A 25,598-nucleotide genomic window follows, 5' to 3' on the forward strand; every position below is an offset into this window, starting at 1 on the left:
TAATTATTATGCGGCGACGTTTTCATCCACTTTGACTCTGCGCTTACCCGTCAACAACTGCTGCATTAACGCCTTTTTCTCATCTTTAAGGTGAGCGAGTTTGGCTTGTAAAAGCTCGATTTCTTTGTCTGCATTGGTTAGTACGGCTGCTATCTTTTGTTGCTCTTTTACTTTTGGGTATGGCAATTTCAAGAATGAAAAATCAGAGTAGCTAATCTGCTTGCCATCTCGAATACCAATAACTGCAACTGCCAGATGACCGATAAAGTTATAAGATTTGTAGTATTGTTTGTAGAATTCATTGTTAATCGGTTTTACTGGCTCAAGGACTGTATACGCTGGACTAACTAAGCCTCTATATCTAGAGTATTCCAGTCCGCCTTGAAATGATCGCAAACTGATAATAAAGTTACCGGGAACAACTAACTTGTATCCTTTTGTAGAGCCATCAGGCATTACAACTCGCCTTTCCAAAATTTTTCGTGGCAGAACACCCTGATCTTGAGTAACTGATAGTAATTCTTCTGAATCCGAGTTATTTTTCTTCGATACTGTTTTGAACAGCTCGCTAGCTTTAAGCCATTCCCACTCACCCTCAAACGGTTTACCTGAATCATCAAGTAGGCGCTTTTTGCCTGTGAGCAGTTGCTGCATTAAAGCTTTTTTCTGCTGCTGGCTGGTTGCAATTAACTTTTCGGTGGTTGCAACCGCTTTATCCCAAGTGGAGAGGATTTTGGCGATTTTGCGTTGTTCTGGGAGTGGTGGGAGAGTTAATTTTATATTTTTCAAATCTTTCCAATAAATAGCGGCAACGCTCGTACTGCCTGCTGGCAAAGAGTTTATTACCGACTTGCCTCTTCCATTATTTAAATATAAACCTAGATAAAATGGATCTATTGAATTGTGAAATACAATCCTATTGATATTATTATCGAAAATGGCCTCAGTTAATTCTCCATTCCATACGGCAGATTTACCGACTAATTCAGGTGTGTTCCTTGTGTTAAACAAAAAATCACCTTTTTTAAGAATTAACGATTCATCGACTCTGCTTCGAGGAAGAGTTTCCAAGGATTTTAGATTAAATCCTCCCCAGCTAAGGTTACCCATTTTTAGCAACGGTATAGGGTCAGAACAGAATTCCCCTTTATGTCGTTCTGTCGTACCCAACTGTGTTTCTTTTACAATTTCTGAAAACTTATACGTAAACCACCCATTAGGCACCATAACCCAACTCCTCTAGATAGCCTGCCATTTCCGCTTCCAGATCAGCCAGTTCACTTTGCAGCGCCAAACGTTCACTGCGCACGGCCATCAAGTCGATCTCTTCTTCTTCCTCAAAGGTATCAACATAACGCGGAATATTAAGGTTAAAGTCGTTTTCAGCAATTTCTTCTAACGTCGCTAGGTAAGCATATTTATCCACGCTTTCACGCGCTTTGTAGGTATCGACAATCTTCTGGATGTTTTCTTCGGTCAGCACGTTCTGATTTTTGCCCGATTTAAACTCACGCGAGGCATCGATAAACAGCACGTTTTTATCGTCTTTATGCTTTTTAAAAATCAGAATGGCCGCAGGAATGCCTGTGCCAAAGAACAGCTTTTCAGGCAGGCCGATCACTGCATCCAGCAAGTTTTCTTCAATCAGTTGTTGGCGAATTTTGCCTTCTGATGAAGCGCGGAATAACACCCCATGCGGCACCACCACACCCATACGCCCAGTTTGTGGCTTCAAGGTTTCAATCATATGCGAGATAAACGCATAGTCGCCTTTGGTTTTTGGCGGCACACCACGGCGGAAGCGGCCAAAGTGATCGTTTTCGGCATCTTCATGGCCCCATTTATCTAAGCTAAATGGTGGGTTGGCGGTCACCACATCAAAGTGTAGCAAGCCACCGTTGGCATCCTGAAGTTTCGGGTTACGAATGGTGTCGCCCCATTCAATGCGGTGGTTATCTTCGCCGTGCAGGAACATGTTCATTTTCGCCAGTGACCAAGTTGATCCAATCGCTTCCTGACCATACAGGGCATATTTCTTCGAACCGTTGAAGTTCTTTTGCACCTGTTTGCCACACTTCATTAATAGCGAACCAGAACCACAGGCTGGGTCACAAATGGTATCGCCTTCTTGAGGAGCAAGAATAATCGACAGCAGATCCGAGACTTCCGCAGGGGTATAGAATTCGCCCGCCGATTTACCGCTACCTGCCGCAAAGTGTTTGATCAGGTATTCGTAAGCGTTACCAATCACATCCAGTGAACCGACACGGCTTGGACGTAGGTTTAGGGTTGGCTTACCAAAGTCTTCCAATAGATGACGCAGAATATCGTTTTTCTGCTTTTCATCACCGAGTTTATCGGTGTTAAAGCTAATGTCTTGGAAAACGCCTTTGAGTTTAGTATTCGCTTCTTCAATCGCGTGGAGTGCGGTATCAATGCGGGTTCCGTTACCTGCTTCAAAACGTGCTTCATACAGATCCCAGAACGAGCTGCCCGTTGGAATCTTAAACGACTGGCTTTCGAGCATTTCGGCGATCAATTCAGGAATATCACCGTATTCGGCTTTTAGCTCTTCGACTTTATCTTGGTGCACATCGGAGATGTACTTTAAGAACAGCATGGTAAGAATAAAGTCTTTGTATATGGATGGATCGACTGTACCTCGGAAGGTATCACAGGCATTCCATACCGCTTTGTTGATTTCGGATTGGTTGATTAAGGTATGTGGCATAAATCCTAGCTCTTAATTGTTAGATGAATTCATTAAGTCAGTTGCAATCGCATTTAACTGCTGCTGACGGTTATTAATTAGTTTATGCAGTAGGGCATTTTCTTTAATGCTGGCGGCATAAAGCTTGGCAATGGTGTTCTGGGTTTCGATACTGGGTAAGGCAATCGGTGTTGCTGCCAGCACTGGCTTACGAATGCTAATTTGAAAACTGCCTTCGGCACTGCGTTTAAAATATTGCTGTGCAGGGGTTTGATTTAGCTGCCAGGTTAAAAATTGAGTGTTCACTAAACCTTGCCATTTCGATTTAAGGTGTAAAAGAAACAGACTAGGTGCGCAGGTCGTGTTTTCTAAGTCGCCATCAACATAGCTGGCAATATGCTTTGCCCCTTTGGCACTAAACAAAATATCGCCTTTTTTGAGCCAATTAGGTTCACGTTTACCTGTTAGAACGGTGACGATTAAATCGCTGTAGATTAACTCGCCAAGTTCAGAGATATCTTTAGCTTGTACCGCTTTTACTGAACCACTAGGAATATCGCGTATAGTCCCCCGAAACGGGTAGCCCGCTTGAATGGTCACCAAATCAGATAAGGTCACTAATGTCGATGAGCTGACTCCTTCAATCATTGGCCTTGTTCTCCACACTTTGAATAATTTGCTTATTCTGCCACTTATGAAGAACGTTGCAACACTTAACTACAGTAATTAAATGATGCAACTAAAACCTTTGGCAATATTGTTACCTTCCGGGACTTAGAACCTATCCCAAAAGGAATTGTCAGATAATACATAATGATAATTTATGAGGGCAAAGCATGGTGGGTAACAAGTGGCAAATCAGTGATGAACTCTGGGAGAAAATGGCTCCTCTCATCTCGGAGCATAGAACTCAACACCCGCTGGGTACGCACCGCAAGCGGGTTGATAATCGCGCTGCAATGAACGCCATTTTCTTCGTACTCAGGACGGGTTGCCAGTGGAATGCGCTAAATGCCACCGGTATATGCTCGTCAAGCTCTGCTCATCGCCGATTTCAGGAATGGCGGGATGCTGGAGTATTTGAACGCTTCTGGCAAAACGGGTTGCTTGCTTGCGAACAGTTGGACGCTATTGACTGGTCGTGGCTGTCGATGGATGGTTGTATGACCAAATCACCGCTGGCAGGCTCAAAAAAACAGGCAGGAACCCAACAGACCGGGGAAAACGGGGCGTAAAGCGCAGTCTGATGACTGACGGGAACGGGGTTCCTCTTGCGCTGGTTGTCGCTGGAGCAAATACGCACGACATAAAGCTAGTTGCGGATACGCTCGATGCCCTCCAGACGGGCAGACCGGGCAAGGGGCTCCGGTTGTACATGGACAAAGGGTATGAAGCGGAATGGTTGGGAGCGTATCTGAAAAGTCGTCGCTATGAACCTCATATCCAGTCACGGAAGGATGAATCAGAAGCCATCAAAAACACGGATTTTAAGGCCCATCGCTGGGTTGTAGAGAGAACACACAGTTGGATGAATCGCTACCGTCGTGTCCTGACTCGTTGGGAGAAGAAGGTCGAGAATTATGAGGCGATGCTGCATTTTGTCTGTGGTATCATTGTCTGGAATAAAATCCTATTGGGATAGGTTCTAAGTGCTGATGAATCCCCTAATGATTTTTATCAAAATCATTAAGTTAAGGTAGATACACATCTTGTCATATGATCAAATGGTTTCGCCAAAAATCAATAATCAGACAAAAAGATGTGCGAACTCGATATTTTACACGACTCTCTTTACCAATTCTGCCCCGAATTACACTTAAAACGACTCAACAGCTTAACGTTGGCTTGCCACGCCTTACTTGACTGTAAAACTCTCACTCTTACCGAACTTGGCCGTAACCTACCAACCAAAGCGAGAACAAAACATAACATCAAACGAATCGACCGATTGTTAGGTAATCGTCACCTCCACAAAGAGCGACTCGCTGTATACCGTTGGCATGCTAGATTTATCTGTTCGGGCAATACGATGCCCATTGTACTTGTTGACTGGTCTGATATTCGTGAGCAAAAACGGCTTATGGTATTGCGAGCTTCAGTCGCACTACACGGTCGTTCTGTTACTCTTTATGAGAAAGCGTTCCCGCTTTCAGAGCAATGTTCAAAGAAAGCTCATGACCAATTTCTAGCCGACCTTGCGAGCATTCTACCGAGTAATACCACACCGCTCATTGTCAGTGATGCTGGCTTTAAAGTGACATGGTATAAATCCGTTGAGAAGCTAGGTTGGTACTGGTTAGGTCGAGTAAGAGGAAAAGTACAATATGCAGACCTAGGAGCAGAAAACTGAAAATCTATCAGTAGCTTACACGATATATCATCTAGTCACTCAAAGACTTTAGGCTATAAGAGGCTGACTTTTAGGTTGATTTAAAAGCAAAAAAGCCCCTGTCCGTGAGGACAGGGGCTTTCAGTGGCAGACCTGTTGAGAAAAAAGAGCTTGAACCAAGGTGGCGTGTTGCAGTGGCCTTCGGCGTTTTGTTCCATGATATTGGTAAGCTCGTATCAGACTATTCCCTAACAGACGAGGATTGCGGCTATTAGTGGAACCCTTTTAAAAGACAGGTAGCGCCCACTACCTGCCTAAGTCGCTTCTAGTACTGACTATAGCCTATCGTACGGTAATTTGAACTGTAGTGTTTAGAATATTCTTTAGCTAGGTAATTTAATCGTTCTATTACGGTATTATAGTCATCGCTAAAGGATAAGGCTTCTCGATTTAAACAGTACCGACAGTTCTCAGGGTAGTGAACTAATGGACCTGTATCAATAATAGGGTCTAATTCGAGCTGTAACGCACTGTACCACGCTGTAGTAATCATCGTCCGTAAACTAGGTATATTTAAGTCATAGTCTCCTAGATGATAGTAGGCGTCTTTATTGAAGATTAATGCACAGTGGTAGTGAGGGAGGTATCCATCTACGAGTTCTTTTACCCAGATGTAACGTAAACGGTTAGGGTAAACGCGTATCCCTTGATCTATTTTACGGTGTTGATCGTGTTTAAGCTTTGCATTTAAGGAGTTCATAAAACGGGTGATAGGAGAGCCTTCAGTGTTAGGGAAACAGTTTGGCATATCCCCATATTCATCCATCATAGGGAAATGGAGATCTACTCGTATCACAGTAATACGAGGGTAGGCTTGTAAGGCACAATCTAAAGTCTCTGCAATCGCACCTTGGTAACCTGGGTTGTATTCTTTTTTAGACATAATGATCCCTTAGAGTCATTTGGAATGACTCTTTCGTATGAATGTTGGTAGTGATAAAGGACAGATAATGTGGTTATCTGATCCCTTATGGTTTATTGAGTATTGTGTTATTCCTGTTTAACAGGCATAGATTTATTAATCTATAGATTAATAATGACGTATTTATTTAGATATTGACCTCTGGCTAAGCTGATATTATTGATATTAGGTTACAGTCAGTATTGGATTATATTGGTATCTACGGTGTAAGTTATATTAGTTAGTTATTCAGGTTGTGTTATTGGTAATATATATTACCTTTCCAACATCAATAATATCGATAATACCCCACCAATACTGAATTGGTTGATAAATAATCACTCTGTAGTTAGTGCTATTCGAATAGTCTTTTTTTCCAATATCGTTTCACGGTAGAAAGGCTAATATTAAAATGATTAGCGACTTCTCGTTGTTTATATCCTTTGCACCTCATTTCATAAATAGCTTGTTTATAAACACTTCCTTCGGGGCGTCCTAATATTTTTCCTTGTTGTAATGCAATCGCATGTCGTCTATCGAGTTTCATTTTTTCATAATTATCCTCAATGTTTTTTAATTGATTGAGTATTTCGGCTAAAGGGACATTTAGCGAAAATACATTTTGGCCTAAGTCGTTGAGGAAGAGTAATTTCATCTCCAGAGATTGGCAGCGTTGTATAACATAAGCGATTTGTTGTGTGTTATTCCCCAAATCATGGAGTGTTCTTGTAATTAAGGTATCATCAGGTGTAAATACCCTATCAATATAATACATCAATTGACTTGGTAGCTCATTGACATCCGTTATTGATTGATGTTCTAAAATAATATGTTCTCTTTTTATTGGATGGATGCCAGCGATATCGTTTAGGCATTGCTCAACCTCTTGTAGACTAAAATTGCTATTTTGAACGATTCTAAAATATGCATAATGGCTCATTTTGTCACCTTAAGGGTCATAAAACGAATTAATGAACGGTTAGATTGGATTTATGATAATCGTATCTGGACTGCTCTCTATTTTTCTATTTACTTGCGTTTTATCTATCACACCAATTAAAACACACTGATTGTTTGAGTGATAAATAGGAATAAAAGCGACATAACTTTCTTTTAATATTATTTGGTTTTTTTTGAATGCTGCCTCTATTCCATGGAAAACAATATCCTTTATCGGTATGTGAATAATTGCGTTAAAATCGAATAGGTAATTTTTGTATTCAGTGTTTCTAATTAATATTGTATTTGAAAACCCACCTGCTTTATGTAATTTATAGTGAACGTGCCTGTCTGTATAAATAAAAATGGCCTTTTTAATATATGGTGAATCTATATAGCTATTCAATGTTTCTTGAATGGTTTTCTTTTCCTTTAAACCTATTTTGGGGCTTTTATAAGCATGAGGGTAAGCATGTTTATCAATAATGATCCCTTTTTCTATTATGTGGGTTTGCCAAATATCCAATAAGTATTCAGGTAGTGAAAATACGGGGGTGTCTCCCCATAATTTTTGTGAGTTTTTTTTAGGATTAAATAGCTGGTTTTCCAATTCATTAACTATCTGTGTATGTTGATTTATTTCATTCAACAGCGGGCAAGCACTCGCTAATATGTTCGCTATTACAGCGGAGCGTGTTAAATTATTTTTATGACAGTATTCATTAATAGCTTTTAGGCTTGATTCATTTTTTATGGTAATAGAAATCCGTTGGGACATGATAATTATCCTTTTCTCTGGGTTATATATATAAATGAAGACAGTCATGGTTGAATCATCAAAATTCAATAAATTAACTGTTTAGTTTTTTATTTTTTTGTGTAATCACAGAAAATAACATGAAGATTTTTAATCTGTTCTCCTTATTTGCTATAGTGAATTAAATTAAACTGATTGTCTGTTAAGTAGCCAATCATTTACTTCTGATTCAACCCAGCCAACGGATTGGCGTCCCAAGCGCTTTTGCTTTGGAAAGGTTGGGTCATAGCGTGGCGATTTGGGATTCATCCAGTCGTACAATGTTGAACGTGCTATACCAATACGTTGTAGTACAGCGGGTAAACGCAATATTTTAATATGAGATGTATTCATTGTTGTTAAGTCTCTATAGGTGTGTATGGGATAAGAAATAGCATAATGAAATGTGCTGAGCATAAACATGTAAGGGCCAAACTCTTTTTTTTTACAAGCCTACTTTTTGTGGGGGTATTTGGTTAAATGAATGAATTAAAAGATATTTATGATGTTTTGATTGATACGTATAATCAAAAAAGGAAAGATGCGCTGAAGGTTGCTGTTGAATGTAAGTGGTTATCTTCATCAGTAAAAAAAGAAATTGCAGATATCCTTTCTGAGGATAGTGAAAAGGTTCAAAAAATTTTTAAGGATTTTAAAGAGTATTTTTTTGGCACGGCAAAAGGCGTTGCTAAGGATGTGGTTGAGCTGATAAGACTGAAAGGAACCGTTATGCTGATTACGGCTGGTGGGGGTGGATTAAATGATTATGTTAAGACATTATTTTTATGGGCTGCGATTAATAAATCCTGGGCGGAATTTTGCTGGTCTTTTGATAAAAAGGTATCTGTTGAAGCTTTTTTGGTTTCGATTAGCTATTTAACTCAACTGTATTCAGTTGAACATTATCGAGAGCTTTTGAAGATAGAACGAGAATGCCGTTTGAAGAGGATATCTTCATCAAAAAAAGGCGGTAATGTCGTTGCTGAATTAGCGGCGCTTTTTCGAAATGAAGCGATAAGGTTACTTCATCGCGCCAAATCAGATGGTAAGGAATGGAAAAGTAAGAAAAAAGCCGTGGAAGCAATAGAAAATGAGTTGTGGCAATTTATTGAGACTAAAAGAAAAGAAGGGCATAAAACGTTACTAAAACAAGAATCTTTGAATGATGCAGTTTTACGTTGGGCAAAATGTCATGATGATCTTCGGTTTGCATTGGAAAATGTTGTAAAAAACAAAAAAACAAGGCGTGATTAGTATTTGATGAAAGAAAGCTAGCTAAATAGATTAGCTAGCTTTCTCGATTTATTTTGATGGCGGTAAAAGATAATCTGCCCAAGCTTGCATCATGGGTCTTCGTTGCTCTAATAAATCAGTGCGGTGGTACGCCGCTTCCACTTTATTTTTAACGGTATGTGCAAGTGCCCGTTCAGCTAAATCCCGCGAATAGCCATGTTCTGAACACCAATCTCGAAAGGTAGAACGAAAACCATGTGCTGTTGCAACGCGACCATTGGTGTCACTGGGGGCTTTGGTTCGCCTAAGAAATGAGGTGACAACCATATCGGAGAGCACAATTTGTTTTCTAGGTGATGGAAAAACTAGTGTGTCATGTACGCCTTTTAGATTGTTCAATAGCGCTAAAGTTTGCTCAGATAATGGCACTCGGTGTTGCAACCCTGATTTCATACGTTCTGCGGGTATTGTCCATACCGCTCGTTTAAAATCAATTTCCTGCCATTGCATCGCTCTAGCCTCGCCAGAACGACAGGCTGTTAACATGATAAATAGCAGTATTGCTCGGGTAACATTGTAACGTTCGGGTTGGTATATATGTGTGCGAATATATAAAGGTAGCATTTTCCAAGGCATCGCAGGTTGATGCTCGGTACGTACATGAGCGCTGATTTGTTGCGGTAATAAATGGTTAACGACATCAGTAGGGTTGGCTGCGCAATAGCCATGAGCCCATCCCCACTGCATAACTGCGTGGATACGTTGTTTTATGCGGGATGCTGTTTCTGAGCGAGTTAGCCAGATAGGGCGTAATGCATCTGCAATATTGGCTGGAGTTATGATATCCAACTTTAATAAACCTATGGTAGGAAATACATATTGTTCCAGTGTAGTGATCCATTGTTTACCGTGTTTTTTATTTTTCCAACCAGGTAGTAACTCTGCATGGAGTTTACGGGCAGCCACCTCAAAAGTAGGGATTGAAGGTTCATCGGAGATTGATTTTTTGAGCTCAAGAGGATCAATGCCTTTAATAATTTGTTCTCGCATTGTTGATGCGATATTTGTAACTTCGGAAATAGATATTTCGGGAAAACTACCTAATCCAGCATTTCTTCGTTTTTGTGTTACAGGACTCATATAACGAAGAACCCACTTACCTCTACCCTTTGTTGATGATGGATGAAGAGTAAGACCGGTAATACCACCATGAGACAATGGTTTATCCCCTGGTTGAATATGTTTTGCTTTAGAATGAGTTAATACCGCCATGATGAATCGATCCTCAAAGTTGGGTATGCCATTTGGTATGCCATTTATGTTAAGTTTTGAATGGAGTTAATTATATGTGTTTGGAAGTAATGTTTGAATAAGTAATTGAAAATAAAGTATAATTTGGATTTATTCGTACTGGGTTGGAATTGTTTTAGGCAGACGTCCGTTCCGCCAATTTATTAAGCCCTGAGTCTTACGACTCGGGGCTTTTTTTTGCTTTAAAATCACCAACTACAGGGTATTTCCTGCCTTTGGGCGTGCCTATGGCTTGATTCGCTCTCACTCTTCTGGAGAAAGCTAGGTGGCTTATCACTGCCTATTCCGTTTACTGTACTTTCGCGATCATATTTATTTTCAAATGGCTTATAGAAATGATAATTAATCTTACTATCGATAGATTGTTATTTCCGATTATTGAAATAGGAACTAGCAATGTATTTAAATTAATATCTCTTTTTATGAATTAGGAATAATTCCTAGGTGAAATAGGAATTATAAGGGAATACTCTTAATTTTTATTTAAACGTGGGATTTAAGTAAAATTATGAAAATTAATAGATGATATATATTACTAACTATGCGCCCTGGCTATTTTGAAGGGGATTAAATGATAAGGGTATTTAATTCGAATGTTATAAACCTATATTATACACGCAGTGAGGGTATTTCGTGATAATAAGTTTTTTACTCGTATTGCGGTATTTTTACTAGAATGTTAATAGGCATTAACACGACCTATAAACCCCTCTTTTAGAGAGGTTTATACTTGGGTGTAAATCCTTAGTATTTATATATATATAGAATAAAAATTTTATTTTTATCAATTTTATGGTTTTTATGCTCACACACTATATGAGTTAGAAAAATAAATAATCTTTTAACATGTAAATTATATCAATTAAAACAATTCATTATGAATCAATTGACAGAATAGCGACTAAAATTGATAGCATTTCTGCGGATTGGTAAAATCAAGGGGGGTAAAATTGACGCATATCAACTTTGAACGATATAATGCTGAAGTTTTCATCATGTAACAAAATGCTTCGCGTACTCACTTAATGGGTTAAATTGAAGCAAAAATAACTATAAGTATTTTATTTTTAAGCTGGGAACTAAATGATTTCCAGCTTTAGTATTTATTAAAATCACTGCGATATTTATTCTCTCTAATATTACATAGAGGGATTTTGCTTTGCACAAATTAAACACCATAGCGTTGAAAGGATTAATATGAAAAAGTTCACTGGCGTTGTAATGCTATTATGTATTGCAGCATTGACGGGTTGTGTGCGTAATGAAGGACTGCACGGGTATAATAGCGAAACATGGAAGAATAAGAATATTCTTAAAGAAAACAAAGAAGTCGAAAGTAATAAAGCATTAGTCTCTTTCTATAGAATAGATAATCAAGTTGAAGGGAAAACAATTAATATATTTGTGAATAAACAGTACCTCACTTCATTAGAGCCTAATGCGACTAAACAAATTAAATTATGCTCTGGAAATAACAATTTTACTGCATATAAAACAGATGTTAGCGAGCGCTATAACACTAAATTAAACGAAATCGATAATAAGCCACTAGAGCCTGGTAAATCCTATGCGTTCTTGGTCACTGAAACCAATGGAACAGTATCATTAAAACCAATGACAGAAAAAGAAGTTAATGAATTTAAAGGGAAAGTAAGCACCCAAGTTCATACTTTACCGCGTGTGGATGTAGCTCAAAGCTGCCAATAATTAACACGTTTTTAAACTAAATTTAATTCAATAAATAATTGTCCGATACGAGGCAATGGATAACTATGTCTATTAAAAAAATATCAATTAAAGTTAATAATAGCAAAGAGACGATTGAGCAATATTCTGTTACCGGTGGGGAAAACGGAGCAGGTAAATTAAAACAACCACTGCATATTAATGCACAAAAAGATGTAAACTATTTATTAATTGACGAAAGTACACAATTCGCACCAGAAAACATCGCGGTTAAGCGCGTTGATAAAAACCTTGTCATCGCATTTGAAGGCGGTGATGTAGAAAGCCCTGATTTAATTATTGAAAATTACTTTGCTGAGAATGGTGCCATTGGTTATCAAGAAGGCGATGCAAACCTCATTATTGGTCAATATGAAAATGGCCAATATTTCCCATACGTTCCTGAAAGTGCGGTAAAAGCTGACGCCATCAGCCAATTAGCAGACGGCCAAGCGGCTGGTCAAGCTATTGGTGGCGATGCATTACCACCATTGTGGGCATTTAACCCATGGTGGTTAGCTGCACTGGTCCCTCTTATTGGTATTCCTGCTGTGGCAATCAGTGGCGGCGGCGGTGGCGGCGGTCATTCTAAAGTTGTCGATCATGCACCTATCGCGGGTGATGATTCTGCACATGCAAAACATAATACCCCTGTCACTATCCATGTTACCGCGAACGACAGTGATGTTGATGGCGATTTAAATCCGAACTCTATCCGCATCGTAAAAGAAGGTTCTAAAGGAACGGTGACAATCGGTAAAGATGGAAAGATTATCTATACACCAAACAAAGGTGAATACGGTGTTGATACCATCACTTATGTGGTAAAAGACCGCGCAGGCCACGAGTCGAATGTTGCTACCATCACTGTAAAAATTGATGCAGCACCAGAAGCGAAAGACGACTCTGCGGCAACCAAAGAATCTAAGCCTGTCACCATCGATATGGAAAATAACTACTCCGATAAAGACGGCGATGTTGACCACGGCTCCTTAGCGATTAAAACCAATGGTGGCAAAGGTTTCGCGAAGTTTGTTAATGGCAAACTAGTGTACCAGCCGAATAAAGGCGAAGTGGGTACTGACACCATTACTTATACCGTGACAGATAAAAACGGTAACGTCTCTGAAGATGCGACGATCACCATCAACATCGATGCGCCGCCAGTGGCAAATGATGACTCAGCAAAAGCCAACAAAGCCACGCCAGTTGAATTAGATGTTTTAGGCAATGATACCGATCTTGACGGTGATATTGACCCAACGACATTAGAAGTTGTGAGTGAACCAACCAAAGGCACCGTAAAAGTTGTCGATGGTAAGCTGGTGTACACTGCAAATCCTGATGCAACAGGCCAAGACACCATTACGTATCTGGTTAAAGATAAAAATGGCAACGTGTCCAACAAAGCGACCGTGACCATTGATATCACAGAGCCGCCAGTCGCAAACAAAGATGAAGCGGACACTCGCCACAATACGCCAGTTGAAATTGATATCACCGCGAACGATACCGATCTCGACGGTGATTTAGATAAAAACAGCGTAGTGATCACTCAGCCAGGTACAAAAGGCACCGTGACCATCGGCGAAGATGGCAAGCTGATCTACACCCCGAATCAGGGTGAGCACGGCACCGATACCATCACCTACACCATTAAAGACAAGAACGGCAACGTGTCGAATGAAGCGACGGTGACCGTCACCATCGATGCACCGCCAGTGGCGAACAAAGATAGTGCGGCGATCAAAGAAGGTGAAAAGATAACGCTGGATGTGCTGGCGAACGACACCGACTTGGATGACGACATTGATCCGAACACGTTGACGATCACCAACAACGGTGAAAAAGGTACGGCGACGATTGTGGACGGCAAACTGGTGTACACCGCCAAACCGGGCGTGGTTGGCACCGACACCATCACCTACACCGTGAAAGACAAGAACGGCAACGTCTCCAATGAAACCACGGTGACCATTATTATCGACGCGGCGCCAATCGCAAACAAAGACTCAGCCAAAGCCAACAAAGCGACACCTGTAGAGATCGATGTTTTAGATAATGATACCGATCTCGACGCTGATATTGACCCAACGACATTAGAAGTTGTGGGTGAGCCAACCAAAGGCACCGTCAAAGTTGTCGATGGTAAGCTGGTGTACACGGCAAATCCGGATGCAACAGGCCAAGACACCATTACGTATCTGGTTAAAGATAAAAATGGCAACGTGTCCAACAAAGCGACTGTAACCATTGATATCACAGAGCCGCCAGTGGCGAACAAAGATGAAGCCGCGATCAAAGAAGGTGAAAAGATAACGCTGGATGTGCTGGCCAACGACACCGACTTGGATGACGACATCGATCCAAACACACTGACGATCACTAACAATGGTGAGAAAGGTAAGGCCACGATAGTGGACGGCAAGCTGGTGTACACCGCGAAGCCGGGCGAAGTGGGCACCGATACCATCACGTATACCGTGAAAGATAAAAACGGCAACGTCTCCAATGAAACCACGGTGACTATCACCATCGATGCAGCGCCAATCGCAAATAAGGACTCAGCAAAAGCTAACAAAGCGATACCTGTAGAGATCGATGTTTTAAAGAATGATACCGATCTCGACGATGATATTGACCCAACGACATTAGAAGTTGTGGGCAAACCAACCAAAGGCACTGTAGAAATTGTCAATGGTAAGCTGGTGTACACGGCAAATCCGGATGCAACAGGCCAAGATACCATTACGTATCTGGTTAAAGATAAAAATAGCAACGTGTCCAACACCGCAACTGTGACCATCGCAATCAATGAACCACCAGTTGCAGGGGATGACCATGGTCAAACTAAGCAAGGGGTTCCGACAGTTATTGATGTATTGAGCAATGACATAGACCCTGATGGTGAGTTGGATAAATCAACCCTGCATATCGAAAAGAATGGTAGCAAAGGTACCGCGACATTTGATGCAGATGGCAAACTGATTTACACGCCAAAACCAGGTGCAACAGGGCAAGACACGATTACTTATACCGTGAAAGATAATGACGGTAAGGTTTCAAACATAGCAACTGTGACGATTGATATCGCACCAACGCAGACAACTCCAACAGAAGTCTTTGAAAAAGGTCTCAGAACGGATGGTACTGCTGGCTCATCGGCTATCGTTGCGGATGGTGTTGTCATTCTCGCTAACCCAGAGGATAAACCAGTTGCAGAGCAAGATATTCAAATTACGAAGCCAACAACGGAATTAACCTCCGGTGGTAAGCCTATCACTTGGGAAAGTACCGATAATGGTTTTGTAGGTAAAGATGCTGACGGTAAAGAAGTGATTACGCTGACAGCCAATAGCACAACCGATAATGGTCAAACGACGGTTGACTACAAAGTTAATCTCAAAGGCCTTGTCGATCACCCAGCAGGAAAAGACTCTCTGAATATTGAGTTTGGTGTGAAGAATGGCAACGATGAAGTGAAAACCCAAATCGTGGTTCATGATGATAAGCCAAGCGCTGCGGATGTGGAGTTGTCGGTAGAGCCGCCAGCAGAGAATACCTTCTATGCAAACGTTGTAATTTCACTCGATTTCTCGGGAAGTATGTGGGAAAGAGATAGTGGTTTACTTGATGTTAATGATCCTGTTGATGAACATGGTAATCCTCAACAGATGTACAGATATGATGCAGCTCTGAATGCCATTGATACATTATTAGATTCTTATCAAGAACGCTTAGATAGTGCGACTAAAGGTGATGTACGCGTTAGCTTGAATGGATTTGCAGATAAAGCGGTAGCGATTGGTAGCTCATTAGAGTATTCAGCTGGAAATGCTTATTGGTGCACATTGGATGAAGCCAAAGCTATTATTAAAGACCTTCGTGAGCACAAATGGTATCCACCATTTAAAACGGTTGATATGGACCACGGTGGTATTGGTGGAAGCACTAACTATGATGCATCGTTACAGCAAATTCTGAGCATCTACAAGAACAAACCTAACGCTGGCGAGCCAGTTAAAGAAGCAACAGTAGATAATACTTTCTTCTTTATTAGTGATGGTTCACCAAGCGTTAATAATGGTTCAAACGATGGTATCGCACCAACATCACCAAGTAACTTTGAACCAGGTAGTCCTAATACCGATATTGGTGAAGATAAGTGGACTGAGTTTTTAACTGCAAATGGAATTCGTTCAGTCGCAATCGGTATTGGTCAGGATATGGCTCCGGTTGAAGGGCGAATTAGTGGTGAAGATCATCTGAAGCCAATTGCTTTTGATGGTAAGAACAAAACGGATAACGATACTAACGACGTTATCGTTCTGAAAGATATGAGCTCTTTAGGCAATATCCTGAGCAAATATGTTCCTAACGAAAACACTATCGAAAGTAGCTTCTCAAAAGCGAATGATGGCAAGGAAACCCTGAGCTTCGGCGCAGATGGCATGAAATCCATCAGCATTGAAGTGGATGGTCACACGTACAAATACGATCCAACAGCTAAGAAAATTACGTCGGATAACCTTGATAAGAGTATGTGGGTTGATTTTGGTCAGGGTGAGTTAGCAGTCAAAACAGACGCGGGCGGTTTACTCTCTATCTCTTTAGGCGAGAAAAACTTCGGTCACTTAACCTATCGTCCGGGGGCTACACGTCCAACGGGAATGGAGAAAGAGACCTTTACGCTGACGTTAACCGATAACGACGGTACCAATGGTAAGTCATCAATTACAGTGGATATCAGTAAGTTAAAAGAGTCTGGTAACACCGGCTTGAATGATACTGATTTAACAGCGCTGAAATTGTTCTCACCAGAAAGTGCAATGGAGTTACATGGAGTAGACACCGATGTCAATGCAACATCAAGTCACTCTACTGGTTTCATGAATTCATCGTTAGATGCATTACAAGAAACTCAGAGCGCCATTATTTAAGGCTAATTATTGAGGGTTACCATGGGTAGCCCTCAATATTTTATTTCGCCAACACCAGTTTTATTTACTTTGTGCCAACTTTATGAAATCTCTAATTAATAGCATCTTAGCGTTATTCTTCGTGAAGATGCTTTCCCTTTCTGCTGTGGCAGATGTGGTTGAATTAAAAAACCTATTAAAAGATTCTCTCGATAATGCCCCAGAAGTCCAAGAGGCTTATGCCAATTATCAAGCGGCACAAAGCAACGTGAGTGCAGCGGAAGCGGGGCATTACCCTGTCATCAGTTTAATGGGAACCCAGCCTCTTGCGCAGCAACACAAATACGAAAGTAACGCGATGGAATCGGGGTTTCACCTCGGAACTAAAGCGACGATGAACATTTATGCTTGGGGCGGAATTGAAGCGGGTGTAGACCGCGAACAGTCCAAGCAAAGTTACTATGAAAACCAATATATTCTTTCTCAAGAAGATATCAGCGTGCGCATCAGCCAGCTTTATTTGCAGGTTTTACGTCACAAAGAAACCCTTGATGTGATTGATGAAAATCTCGTTCGCCATCACCAAATTGAAAAGCAACTGACCACAATTGTTCAGCATGACTCCGGTCGAATGAGCGAATTAACGCAAGTGAAAGCGCGCACCTTAAAGGTAGAAATGAGCCGCGCTGAAACAGAGAGAAACCTGAACTTAGCCCTGAGCCAATTATCGATTTTGACTCAGCGCCAGCTAACCGTTGACCAATTTGTTGACCCATTTAGAGCCACGACTAGCGGTGCGATTTTAGCTAAATTTCAAGAAGATAATCTAGAAAATAACCCAAGTTACAAAGCCCAAGTGGCCGATGCTCAAAGCCTTGATGCCGAAGTTAAAGTCGCTAGCGCCATGAGAAAGCCAGCACTGAATTTAGAAGTTAATGCGACGCCAGATAATAGCGAAGTTTTCTTACGTGTTTCTTGGAATATTTTCGACCAAGCGAGCTATTACAGCCAAGCACAGAAAGAGTATGCCCTGTCCGCAGCGAACGAACGTATTAAAAAGACATTCCGCGAAATCAAAGAGATGAGCCAATCTGCGGCGATCAATATGGCGCAAAGTGAAAAGCAAGGAAACATTGCGAAGGCGTATATCGCAGAGCAAAAAGTGGTGATCAGTAACTATGAAAAACAGTTCACCATCAACCGCCGCAGCTTGATTGACTTGCTCGATGCGTATAACGAGCTGGCGAGCATTCAAACCAGCGCTGTTATCTTACAGAACGACTTCCGCGACGCGACACTCAATTACCTCAGTGTGCAGGCAAAAATGTCTGCATGGATGAACCAAGAATTGGCTTCCAGATAAATTATGAATATTATTAATAACCTATCTTTAGTTACCAAGCGTTTGGGTTATACCCTTTCACCGGAAATTTTATTAGCACAAACCAAGCGTACTGAGTCGAAGTCTTTCGATTATGCCTCGTTGGTGAATGTGTTGAATTCCCATCAATTTGATAACCAGATCATTGAAATCGATCTGCATAAGATCCCGACGATTGCCGCGCCTTTTTTGGCACTTTTGGCGAACAATGAATCGGTGGTGATCAGCAAAATTGAAGACGGTGAAAATGGGCGTCATTTTGAGATCTTAACGGAAGAAGGCTTACGTCAAACATTAAGCGTGCAAGATCTGGCAGTGAATTACAGCGGCTATAGCTGGTTTATTAAACGCAATATTCGCTCAGAAACCCGTTCGGAAATTGATAAATACGAAACCAGCGGCTTCTGGAAAGTGATTTGGCGCTATAAAAAATATTACTACCAAGTGATCATCGCATCATTTGTGATCAACTTATTAGCGTTAATCAGCTCCCTGTATGTGATGAACGTGTATGACCGCGTAATCCCGAACCAAGCTTACGAAACCTTATGGGTACTCACCATCGGTGTTGTGCTGGCCATTGGTTTTGAATTTCTTGCTAAAATGCTGCGATCTTACCTATTAGATATCGCAGGGAAAAAAGCGGACATCGTGATCAGCGCCATGCTATTTCATCGCGTGATGGGAATTCGCCTTGATAAGCGTCCAGCCTCGTCGGGATCGTATGCGAACAATTTGCGTGACTTCGAATCCATTCGTGAATTTATGACCAGCGCAAGCTTATTAGCCCTTGTCGATCTGCCGTTTATTTTACTGTTTATCGGCGTGATCAGCATGATCGGTGGTTACTTAGCATTGGTGCCATTGACCATTATCCCAATTGTGGTGATCGCGGGTCTTTTGATCCAAAAGCCATTGGCGAAAGGGATCAACGCCTCAATGAAAGAAACGTCTCAACGCCAAGGCTTAGCGGTGGAATCCATTGAAGGGATCGAAACCTTAAAGCTGAATAATGCAGTGAATTGGGCGCAACAGCGCTGGGAAATGCTCACAGAGAAAACGGCATTTTCATCCATTGCCGTGCGCAATCTAACCAACTTTATGGTCAACTTCAGTGCGGCGATGCAGCAGCTCAATACCGTTGGTTTAGTGTGTTTGGGAACTTACCTGATCCACGCGAACGATGTGAACTCGCGTATTACGATGGGGGCGCTGATCGCCAGTGTGATCTTATCCGGTCGCGCGTTAGCACCGCTTGGGCAAATTGCAGGGTTGGCAACACGTTTTCAATCTGCGCGTATGGCATTAGCGGGCGTGCGAAATATCTTTAGCCGTCCTATCGAACGCGAAGATCATAAAAAATACATTTCACCGACTTCTGTTAATGGCGCATTACGACTGGCCAATGTGACTTATCAATATAATAAAGATGGGCAGCCAGCATTAAACAACATTAACTTAGAGATCAAAGCGGGAGAGAAAGTCGCGATCCTCGGCAAAATTGGTGGCGGGAAAAGTACATTACTGAAATTACTCACCGGGCTATATGAACAGCAGCAAGGGAATATCAGCTTAGATGATCTCGATATTCGCCAAATTGACCCGATTTTCCTCAGAAGCAAAGTCGGCATGTTGACGCAAAAGCCGCGTTTATTCTTCGGAACTTTGCGTGAAAACTTGGATTTGGCGCGTCTTGATGGTTACTCCAGCGATGACGATTTAGTGCGTGCACTCAAGCGCTTCCAGCTCGATAAAATCATTCGTCAGCATCCAGCAGGACTTGATATGCCGCTAGGGGAAGATGGTTTAGGGCTTTCAGGCGGACAAAAACAGATGGTGGCACTGGCGCAGTTAACCCTGCACAACCCAAATGTGGTGTTGCTGGATGAGCCAACCACGGGCATTGATGTGGATACCGAAAAACTGGTGCTCGATGCGCTAGAAGCGTGGACGAAAGATAAAACGCTGATCGTCGTCACCCATAAATTGCCAATTTTACGTTTAGTTGACCGCATTATCGTGATGGATGAAGGCAAAATCTTACTTGATGGTCCGAAACAAAAAGTCTTAAAAGCGTTAGGACAAACGGAGCAAACCACAGGCACAGTCACGACAGATAAACCCGCTCCACAACCTGCGCCACAGGTGCGAGTCGTTTCACAGGTTAGACACATAATTAATAAAGAAGAAGGGGCGATTTAAAATGGATCAATATGGTAAAGCGCCAAAAGAGCATCGCACTTTTTCCAGTGACTTTTCTCACGATTTAGAATCGGTAATGAGAAAAGAGCGCAGTAACTTACTGTTTTTACCTATTATCTTTCTGGCGCTGTTACTGACGATTTTTATCGTTTGGGCCTATAACAGCAACTTAGAAGAGATAATTCGTGGGCAGGGAACTATTATCCCAAGCAGTCGCGAGCAAGTTATTCAAAGTATCGATCCCGGCAATATCCAAGAGATGTACGTCAAAGAGGGGGATATTGTTGAGAAAGGGCAAATTTTACTGAAACTGGATGATGCGCGCAGTATGGCATTACTGCGTGAAAGCCAAGCGCGAGTGCAAAACCTTGAAGCCATTTCAGCACGTTTACAGGGGGAGTCTCGCAACGAAGTTCCTGATTTTTCAAAGATAACGGATCAAGAATTAGTAGTGCGTGAAACCAATGCTTATAACGCGAAAAAAACGCAGCGTGATCAAGCTATTGCAGGCTTACGTCAAAGCAAAGGGTTACTGGACAGAGAAATCGCTATCACTAAACCATTGGCGAAAGAAGGGTTAGTTTCCAATGTGGAAATCCTGCGAATGGAAAGACAGTCCGTTGAATTAGCGACGCAAATTAATGAACGCATGAATAACTACCTTGCGGAAGCAAACGCTGAGTTGGTGAAAGTAGAATCGGAACTGGATCAAGCGGAAGAGACCATGAGCATGCGTGAAGATCCTGTCACTCGCTCAGAGATCCGCGCACCCGTTCACGGCATCGTAAAAAACATTAAGATCAATACCATCGGTGGCGTAGTGAATACGGGGCAAGACATCCTTGAGATTATTCCCCTCGATGACAAATTGATGGTAGAAGCTTATATTCGTCCGCAAGATGTGGCTTTTTTAAGACCGGGAATGCCCGTGGTGGTGAAAGTGACCGCCTATGATTACGCTATTTATGGTGGCTTAAATGGGGTGGTGAAATTAATCAGCCCTGACACGCTGAGTAATGATAATCGCCGTAGTGAATTGAAGCTTAATCCGGATGAGACGTTCTACCGAATTCTTGTCGAAACGGATACCAATTATTTGTTAGATAAAAATAACCATAAAATGGAAATCATTCCGGGTATGGTGGCATCGGTAGATATCAAAACGGGTGAGAAAAGCGTCTTTGATTACCTGATTAAGCCTATCACGCGGATGAAACAGGCGATGACAGAACGTTAATCGTTATAAAGAAAGCAATGTGAAAACAAGGGCGCAAAGATGAGCGCCCTTGTTGTTTTGTGCGGGTTTTCCAGTAAAAAATTTGCCAAATATCACTAATATTGCGGCTAATTACTCAAGAAGCATAAATCACCTTGATCCTAAGTGGTGAACTCAGGTTTAATAAGGTTAGGCAATTGCGCAAAACGAAGAACTCAAAGGGATATTTTGCGCAATGGAAAGGATTCAGCTTGACGGTTGCGATAAAGATCCGCAGTCTGCTGTCATATTGTTTCAAATAATTGCTGTATGGATGAAATTGCGCTAGTTTCGTAGGGTCTCATCGCCAAACTTCAAGTTGTGGGTAGGTCTAATAAGCTTTTATGCACCTGCGGCTCGAATTATTGAGGCTAACTCTATAAACCGCAATGATTCCCTATTGCGTTGTGAATATTGGTTTAAGTACGTTCTATCCTACTTGGAGTATACTAATGACGACTCGTAAAACCCTTGCTAATGCTATCCGCTTTCTAAGTATGGATGCGGTTCAAAAAGCAAAATCAGGGCACCCTGGCGCACCAATGGGCATGGCTGATATTGCTGAAGTTCTTTGGCGCAACCATATGAATCATAACCCAGCAGATCCACATTGGGCTAACCGCGACCGCTTCGTACTGTCTAACGGTCACGGTTCAATGCTGATTTACAGCTTGCTGCACCTGACCGGTTATGACTTATCTATTGATGAGTTAAAGAACTTCCGTCAATTACATTCTAAAACCCCGGGTCACCCAGAATATGGTTATACACCAGGCGTTGAAACCACGACCGGTCCTTTAGGTCAAGGTATTGCAAACGCAGTGGGTTTTGCGATTGCAGAACGTACTTTAGCGGCACAATTTAACCGCCCAGGTCACGACGTTGTCGACCACCACACCTATGTGTTCATGGGTGACGGCTGCATGATGGAAGGTATCTCCCATGAAGTGTGTTCATTAGCGGGTACCCTGAAATTAAATAAACTGGTCGCATTCTACGATGACAACGGCATCTCTATCGATGGTGAAGTTGAAGGCTGGTTTACCGATGATACCGCAGCGCGTTTCGAAGCCTACGGCTGGCACGTTATCCGTGACATCGATGGTCACGATGCAGACCAAATCAACGCTGCAGTGAACGAAGCACACAAACAATCAGACAAACCAACGCTGATTATGTGCAAAACCGTTATCGGTTTTGGTTCACCAAACAAAGCAGGCACCGAAGCGGTTCACGGCGCACCTTTAGGTGATGCTGAAATCGCAGCAACTCGTGAAGCACTGGGCTGGAAATTCGGTCCATTCGAAATCCCAGCAGATATTTACCAAGCTTGGGATGCGCGCGAAGCCGGTAAAGAAAAACAGCATTCTTGGAATGAAAAATTTGCGGCATACGCAAAAGCACATCCAGAATTAGCGAAAGAATTCGAACGTCGTATGGCGGGTGAACTGCCAGCGAACTTTGATGCAGAAGCGAAAAAATTCGTTGAAAATCTGCAACAAAACCCTGCGAATATCGCAAGCCGCAAAGCATCTCAAAACGCGTTAGAAGCATTCGGTAAAGTATTACCAGAATTCATGGGCGGTTCTGCGGACTTAGCGCCAAGTAACTTAACCATGTGGTCTGGCTCTAAACCTCTGAACGAAGACAAAGCGGGTAACTACATCCATTACGGTGTTCGTGAATTCGGTATGTCCGCTATCATGAACGGTATCGCTCTGCACGGTGGCTTCATCCCTTACGGCGCAACATTCTTAATGTTCGTTGAATACGCACGTAACGCGGTACGTATGGCAGCGCTGATGAAAATTCGCAGCATCTTCGTTTATACCCATGACTCTATCGGTCTGGGTGAAGATGGTCCAACGCACCAACCAGTAGAACAACTGGCAAGCCTGCGTGTGACTCCGAACATGAGTACATGGCGTCCATGTGACCAAGTGGAATCTGCAGTTGCATGGAAATATGCCATTGAGCGTAAAGATGGCCCAAGCGCACTGATTTTCTCTCGTCAAAACCTGGAACAGCAACCTCGTACCGCTGAGCAATTAGCAAATATCGAGAAAGGGGCTTATATCCTGAAAGATTGCGCAGGTACGCCTGAGCTGATCTTTATTGCAACGGGTTCTGAAGTTGAATTAGCGGTGAAAGCGGCTGAGCAACTGACTGCGGAAGGTCGTAAAGTTCGCGTGGTTTCTATGCCTTCTACAGATGCATTCGACAAGCAAGACGCGGCTTACCGTGAAGCAGTTCTGCCTGCAAACGTAACTGCTCGTGTGGCTATCGAAGCGGGTATCGCAGATTACTGGTTCAAATACACTGGCCTGAATGGCGCTATCATCGGTATGCACTCATTCGGTGAATCAGCACCAGCTGATCAGCTGTACAAAGAGTTCGGCATTACGGTTGAAAACGCGGTTAAAGCTGCGAAATCTCTGCTGAAATAATTCATTTAATTGCTTGAGGTGTGTTCCGAATAAACGGCCGCACCTCTGAAAATAAAGTGAATTAACTTAATTTACGCCTCAATATCAAGTTTGGTATTGGGGCGTTGTTTTTTTGTGCACCGTTTCTTGTTTTTCTATTGCGTTCTCTAAATATATCCCTTAATCTAAAACTCAATAAGCTGAACCGTTTCAGTTGCATTTGAAATAATGTAAATAAATTTTAAAAATGTCGAGTGAAGCACACTTTTGATGTTTGACAGTTAAAATGAGCAGTAGAGTTGGTGGTAGTCAGTTATCCTTAGCAACCGTGTGATTTTGCTCAGATACAAGGTGTAGAATGGCAATCAGGGTAGCAATAAACGGCTTCGGTCGAATTGGTCGAAGTGTTCTCAGAGCGTTATATGAATCAGGTCGCCGGGCAGAAATTGTCGTTGTTGCGGTCAATGAATTAGCGGAACCGGAAGGTATCGCTCATTTGCTGAAGTATGATTCAAGTCACGGACGCTTTGCGTGGGATGTTCGTCTCAATGGCGACCAGCTACAGGTTGGAGATGACAATATGCGTCTTTTCCATCAAGCGGATATCAGCAAGCTACCTTGGAAAGAGTTAGGTGTGGATGTGGTGTTAGATTGCACGGGCGTTTATGGCTCTCGCGAAGATGGGTTAAAACATCTGCAAGCCGGCGCGAAAAAAGTGCTCTTTTCCCATCCGGGAACCGATGATCTCGATGCGACCATTGTGTATGGCGTCAACCATGACAGCCTACAAAGAAGCGATAGTATCGTTTCCAATGCATCTTGTACCACCAACTGTATTATTCCAGTCATCAAAGTGTTGGATGATGCATTTGGTATTGAGTCGGGCACAGTCACCACCATTCATGCATCCATGAATGATCAACCTGTGATTGACGCCTACCATAAAGATTTACGCAGAACGCGGGCAGCGAGTCAGTCGATCATTCCTGTCGATACCAAATTGGCCGCGGGGATCACACGAATTTTTCCAAAATTCCAAGGCAGCTTCGAAGCGATTTCTGTACGCGTTCCAACCACCAATGTCACTGCCATTGACTTAAGCGTCACTGTAGATGCGGATGTTTGTGTTGATAAAGTCAACAAGCTATTACAGAGCGCCGCGCATGGGCATTTTCGTGGTATAGTAGACTATACTGAACTACCGTTAGTCTCGATGGATTTTAATCATGATCCGCACAGTGCGATTATTGATGGCACGCAAACACGAGTTAGCGGCAAGAACTTAATCAAAACCCTGGTTTGGTGTGATAACGAATGGGGGTTTGCTAACCGGATGCTAGATACAACTCTAGCGATGGCAGCAACAGGTTTAAACTAATTGGCGTCTGACAGACAGCGGGGCACAATAGAT

At 42.2% G+C, this 25,598-nt stretch carries 17 protein-coding genes and 1 pseudogene; 10 read left to right on the top strand and 8 right to left on the bottom strand.

Annotated elements, in window-relative coordinates; all coding sequences use genetic code 11:
* Positions 1-6: 6 nt before the first annotated feature.
* From H0913_RS04400 to H0913_RS04410, 3 genes are read right to left on the bottom strand one after another with little or no spacing between them, the layout of a single operon-like run.
* Positions 7-1,227, bottom strand: a complete 1,221-nt coding sequence (locus H0913_RS04400) for a restriction endonuclease subunit S (protein ID WP_181478040.1) — start codon at positions 1,225-1,227, stop codon at positions 7-9.
* Positions 1,217-2,731 (bottom strand): type I restriction-modification system subunit M, encoded by a 1,515-nt coding sequence (locus H0913_RS04405; protein ID WP_181478041.1) that lies wholly within the window; start codon positions 2,729-2,731, stop codon positions 1,217-1,219. Before H0913_RS04405 ends, H0913_RS04400 begins: the two co-directional genes overlap by 11 nt.
* 12 nt (positions 2,732-2,743) lie before the next feature.
* Positions 2,744-3,358 carry a restriction endonuclease subunit S gene (locus H0913_RS04410; protein WP_181478042.1) on the bottom strand — a complete coding sequence of 205 codons (615 nt, stop codon included), beginning with the start codon at positions 3,356-3,358 and terminating at the stop codon, positions 2,744-2,746.
* A gap of 188 nt (positions 3,359-3,546) precedes the next feature.
* On the opposite strand from H0913_RS04410, the gene H0913_RS04415 reads away from it, so the two are divergent.
* Both H0913_RS04415 and H0913_RS04420 read left to right on the top strand, forming a co-directional pair.
* Positions 3,547-4,352, top strand: a protein-coding gene (locus H0913_RS04415; protein ID WP_269749702.1) for an IS5 family transposase whose coding sequence is annotated in 2 segments (ribosomal slippage) — positions 3,547-3,897 and positions 3,900-4,352 — 804 coding nt in all. Because the reading frame shifts where the segments join, the coding sequence is not laid out codon by codon here.
* Between the two features lie 117 nt (positions 4,353-4,469).
* Positions 4,470-5,129: pseudogene (locus H0913_RS04420) on the top strand (IS4 family transposase); the annotation flags it as partial.
* Between the two features lie 235 nt (positions 5,130-5,364).
* Here H0913_RS04420 and H0913_RS04430 read toward each other — a convergent pair.
* The 4 genes from H0913_RS04430 to H0913_RS04445 form a co-directional block, all read right to left on the bottom strand.
* On the bottom strand, positions 5,365-5,982 hold the full coding sequence (locus H0913_RS04430; protein WP_181478044.1) for an inovirus Gp2 family protein: 618 nt from the start codon (positions 5,980-5,982) through the stop codon (positions 5,365-5,367).
* Between the two features lie 373 nt (positions 5,983-6,355).
* Positions 6,356-6,940: a helix-turn-helix domain-containing protein gene (locus H0913_RS04435; RefSeq protein ID WP_232368828.1), complete on the bottom strand. Its 585-nt coding sequence runs from the start codon at positions 6,938-6,940 to the stop codon at positions 6,356-6,358.
* A gap of 39 nt (positions 6,941-6,979) precedes the next feature.
* A complete protein-coding gene (locus tag H0913_RS04440; RefSeq protein WP_181469103.1) occupies positions 6,980-7,717 on the bottom strand; it encodes a hypothetical protein in 738 nt (245 codons plus the stop codon).
* A gap of 165 nt (positions 7,718-7,882) precedes the next feature.
* Positions 7,883-8,089 (bottom strand): helix-turn-helix transcriptional regulator, encoded by a 207-nt coding sequence (locus H0913_RS04445; protein ID WP_181469104.1) that lies wholly within the window; start codon positions 8,087-8,089, stop codon positions 7,883-7,885.
* A 126-nt stretch (positions 8,090-8,215) separates the two neighbouring features.
* Between H0913_RS04445 and H0913_RS04450 the strand changes: the two genes are divergently transcribed.
* On the top strand, positions 8,216-8,989 hold the full coding sequence (locus tag H0913_RS04450) for a hypothetical protein (protein ID WP_181469105.1): 774 nt from the start codon (positions 8,216-8,218) through the stop codon (positions 8,987-8,989).
* A 48-nt stretch (positions 8,990-9,037) separates the two neighbouring features.
* Here the strand turns inward: H0913_RS04450 and H0913_RS04455 are convergent, their stop codons facing one another.
* The gene (locus tag H0913_RS04455) at positions 9,038-10,240 is read right to left on the bottom strand and encodes a tyrosine-type recombinase/integrase (RefSeq protein WP_076914472.1); all 1,203 of its coding nucleotides are present in this window, start codon (positions 10,238-10,240) and stop codon (positions 9,038-9,040) included.
* A 1,236-nt stretch (positions 10,241-11,476) separates the two neighbouring features.
* Between H0913_RS04455 and H0913_RS04460 the strand changes: the two genes are divergently transcribed.
* From H0913_RS04460 to epd, 7 genes are all read left to right on the top strand, one after another.
* On the top strand, positions 11,477-11,986 hold the full coding sequence (locus H0913_RS04460; RefSeq protein WP_154638628.1) for a cell envelope biogenesis protein OmpA: 510 nt from the start codon (positions 11,477-11,479) through the stop codon (positions 11,984-11,986).
* Between the two features lie 65 nt (positions 11,987-12,051).
* Positions 12,052-16,944, top strand: coding sequence for an Ig-like domain-containing protein (locus tag H0913_RS04465; RefSeq protein ID WP_181478045.1), 4,893 nt, complete (start codon positions 12,052-12,054; stop codon positions 16,942-16,944).
* Between the two features lie 82 nt (positions 16,945-17,026).
* Positions 17,027-18,286 carry a TolC family protein gene (locus H0913_RS04470; protein ID WP_154604459.1) on the top strand — a complete coding sequence of 420 codons (1,260 nt, stop codon included), beginning with the start codon at positions 17,027-17,029 and terminating at the stop codon, positions 18,284-18,286.
* Between the two features lie 3 nt (positions 18,287-18,289).
* A complete protein-coding gene (locus tag H0913_RS04475) occupies positions 18,290-20,506 on the top strand; it encodes a type I secretion system permease/ATPase (RefSeq protein WP_181478046.1) in 2,217 nt (738 codons plus the stop codon).
* 1 nt (position 20,507) lies between these two features.
* Positions 20,508-21,743 carry an HlyD family efflux transporter periplasmic adaptor subunit gene (locus H0913_RS04480; protein WP_154604461.1) on the top strand — a complete coding sequence of 412 codons (1,236 nt, stop codon included), beginning with the start codon at positions 20,508-20,510 and terminating at the stop codon, positions 21,741-21,743.
* Positions 21,744-22,213: 470 nt separating this feature from the next.
* Positions 22,214-24,208, top strand: a complete 1,995-nt coding sequence (gene tkt / locus H0913_RS04485) for a transketolase (RefSeq protein WP_154604462.1) — start codon at positions 22,214-22,216, stop codon at positions 24,206-24,208.
* A 337-nt stretch (positions 24,209-24,545) separates the two neighbouring features.
* Complete coding sequence (epd, locus tag H0913_RS04490) at positions 24,546-25,565, top strand: erythrose-4-phosphate dehydrogenase (protein ID WP_154604463.1); 1,020 nt, start codon at positions 24,546-24,548, stop codon at positions 25,563-25,565.
* Positions 25,566-25,598 lie beyond the last annotated feature (33 nt).

This window comes from Providencia rettgeri (assembly GCF_013702265.1).
In the GTDB taxonomy this organism is placed as follows: domain Bacteria; phylum Pseudomonadota; class Gammaproteobacteria; order Enterobacterales; family Enterobacteriaceae; genus Providencia; species Providencia zhijiangensis.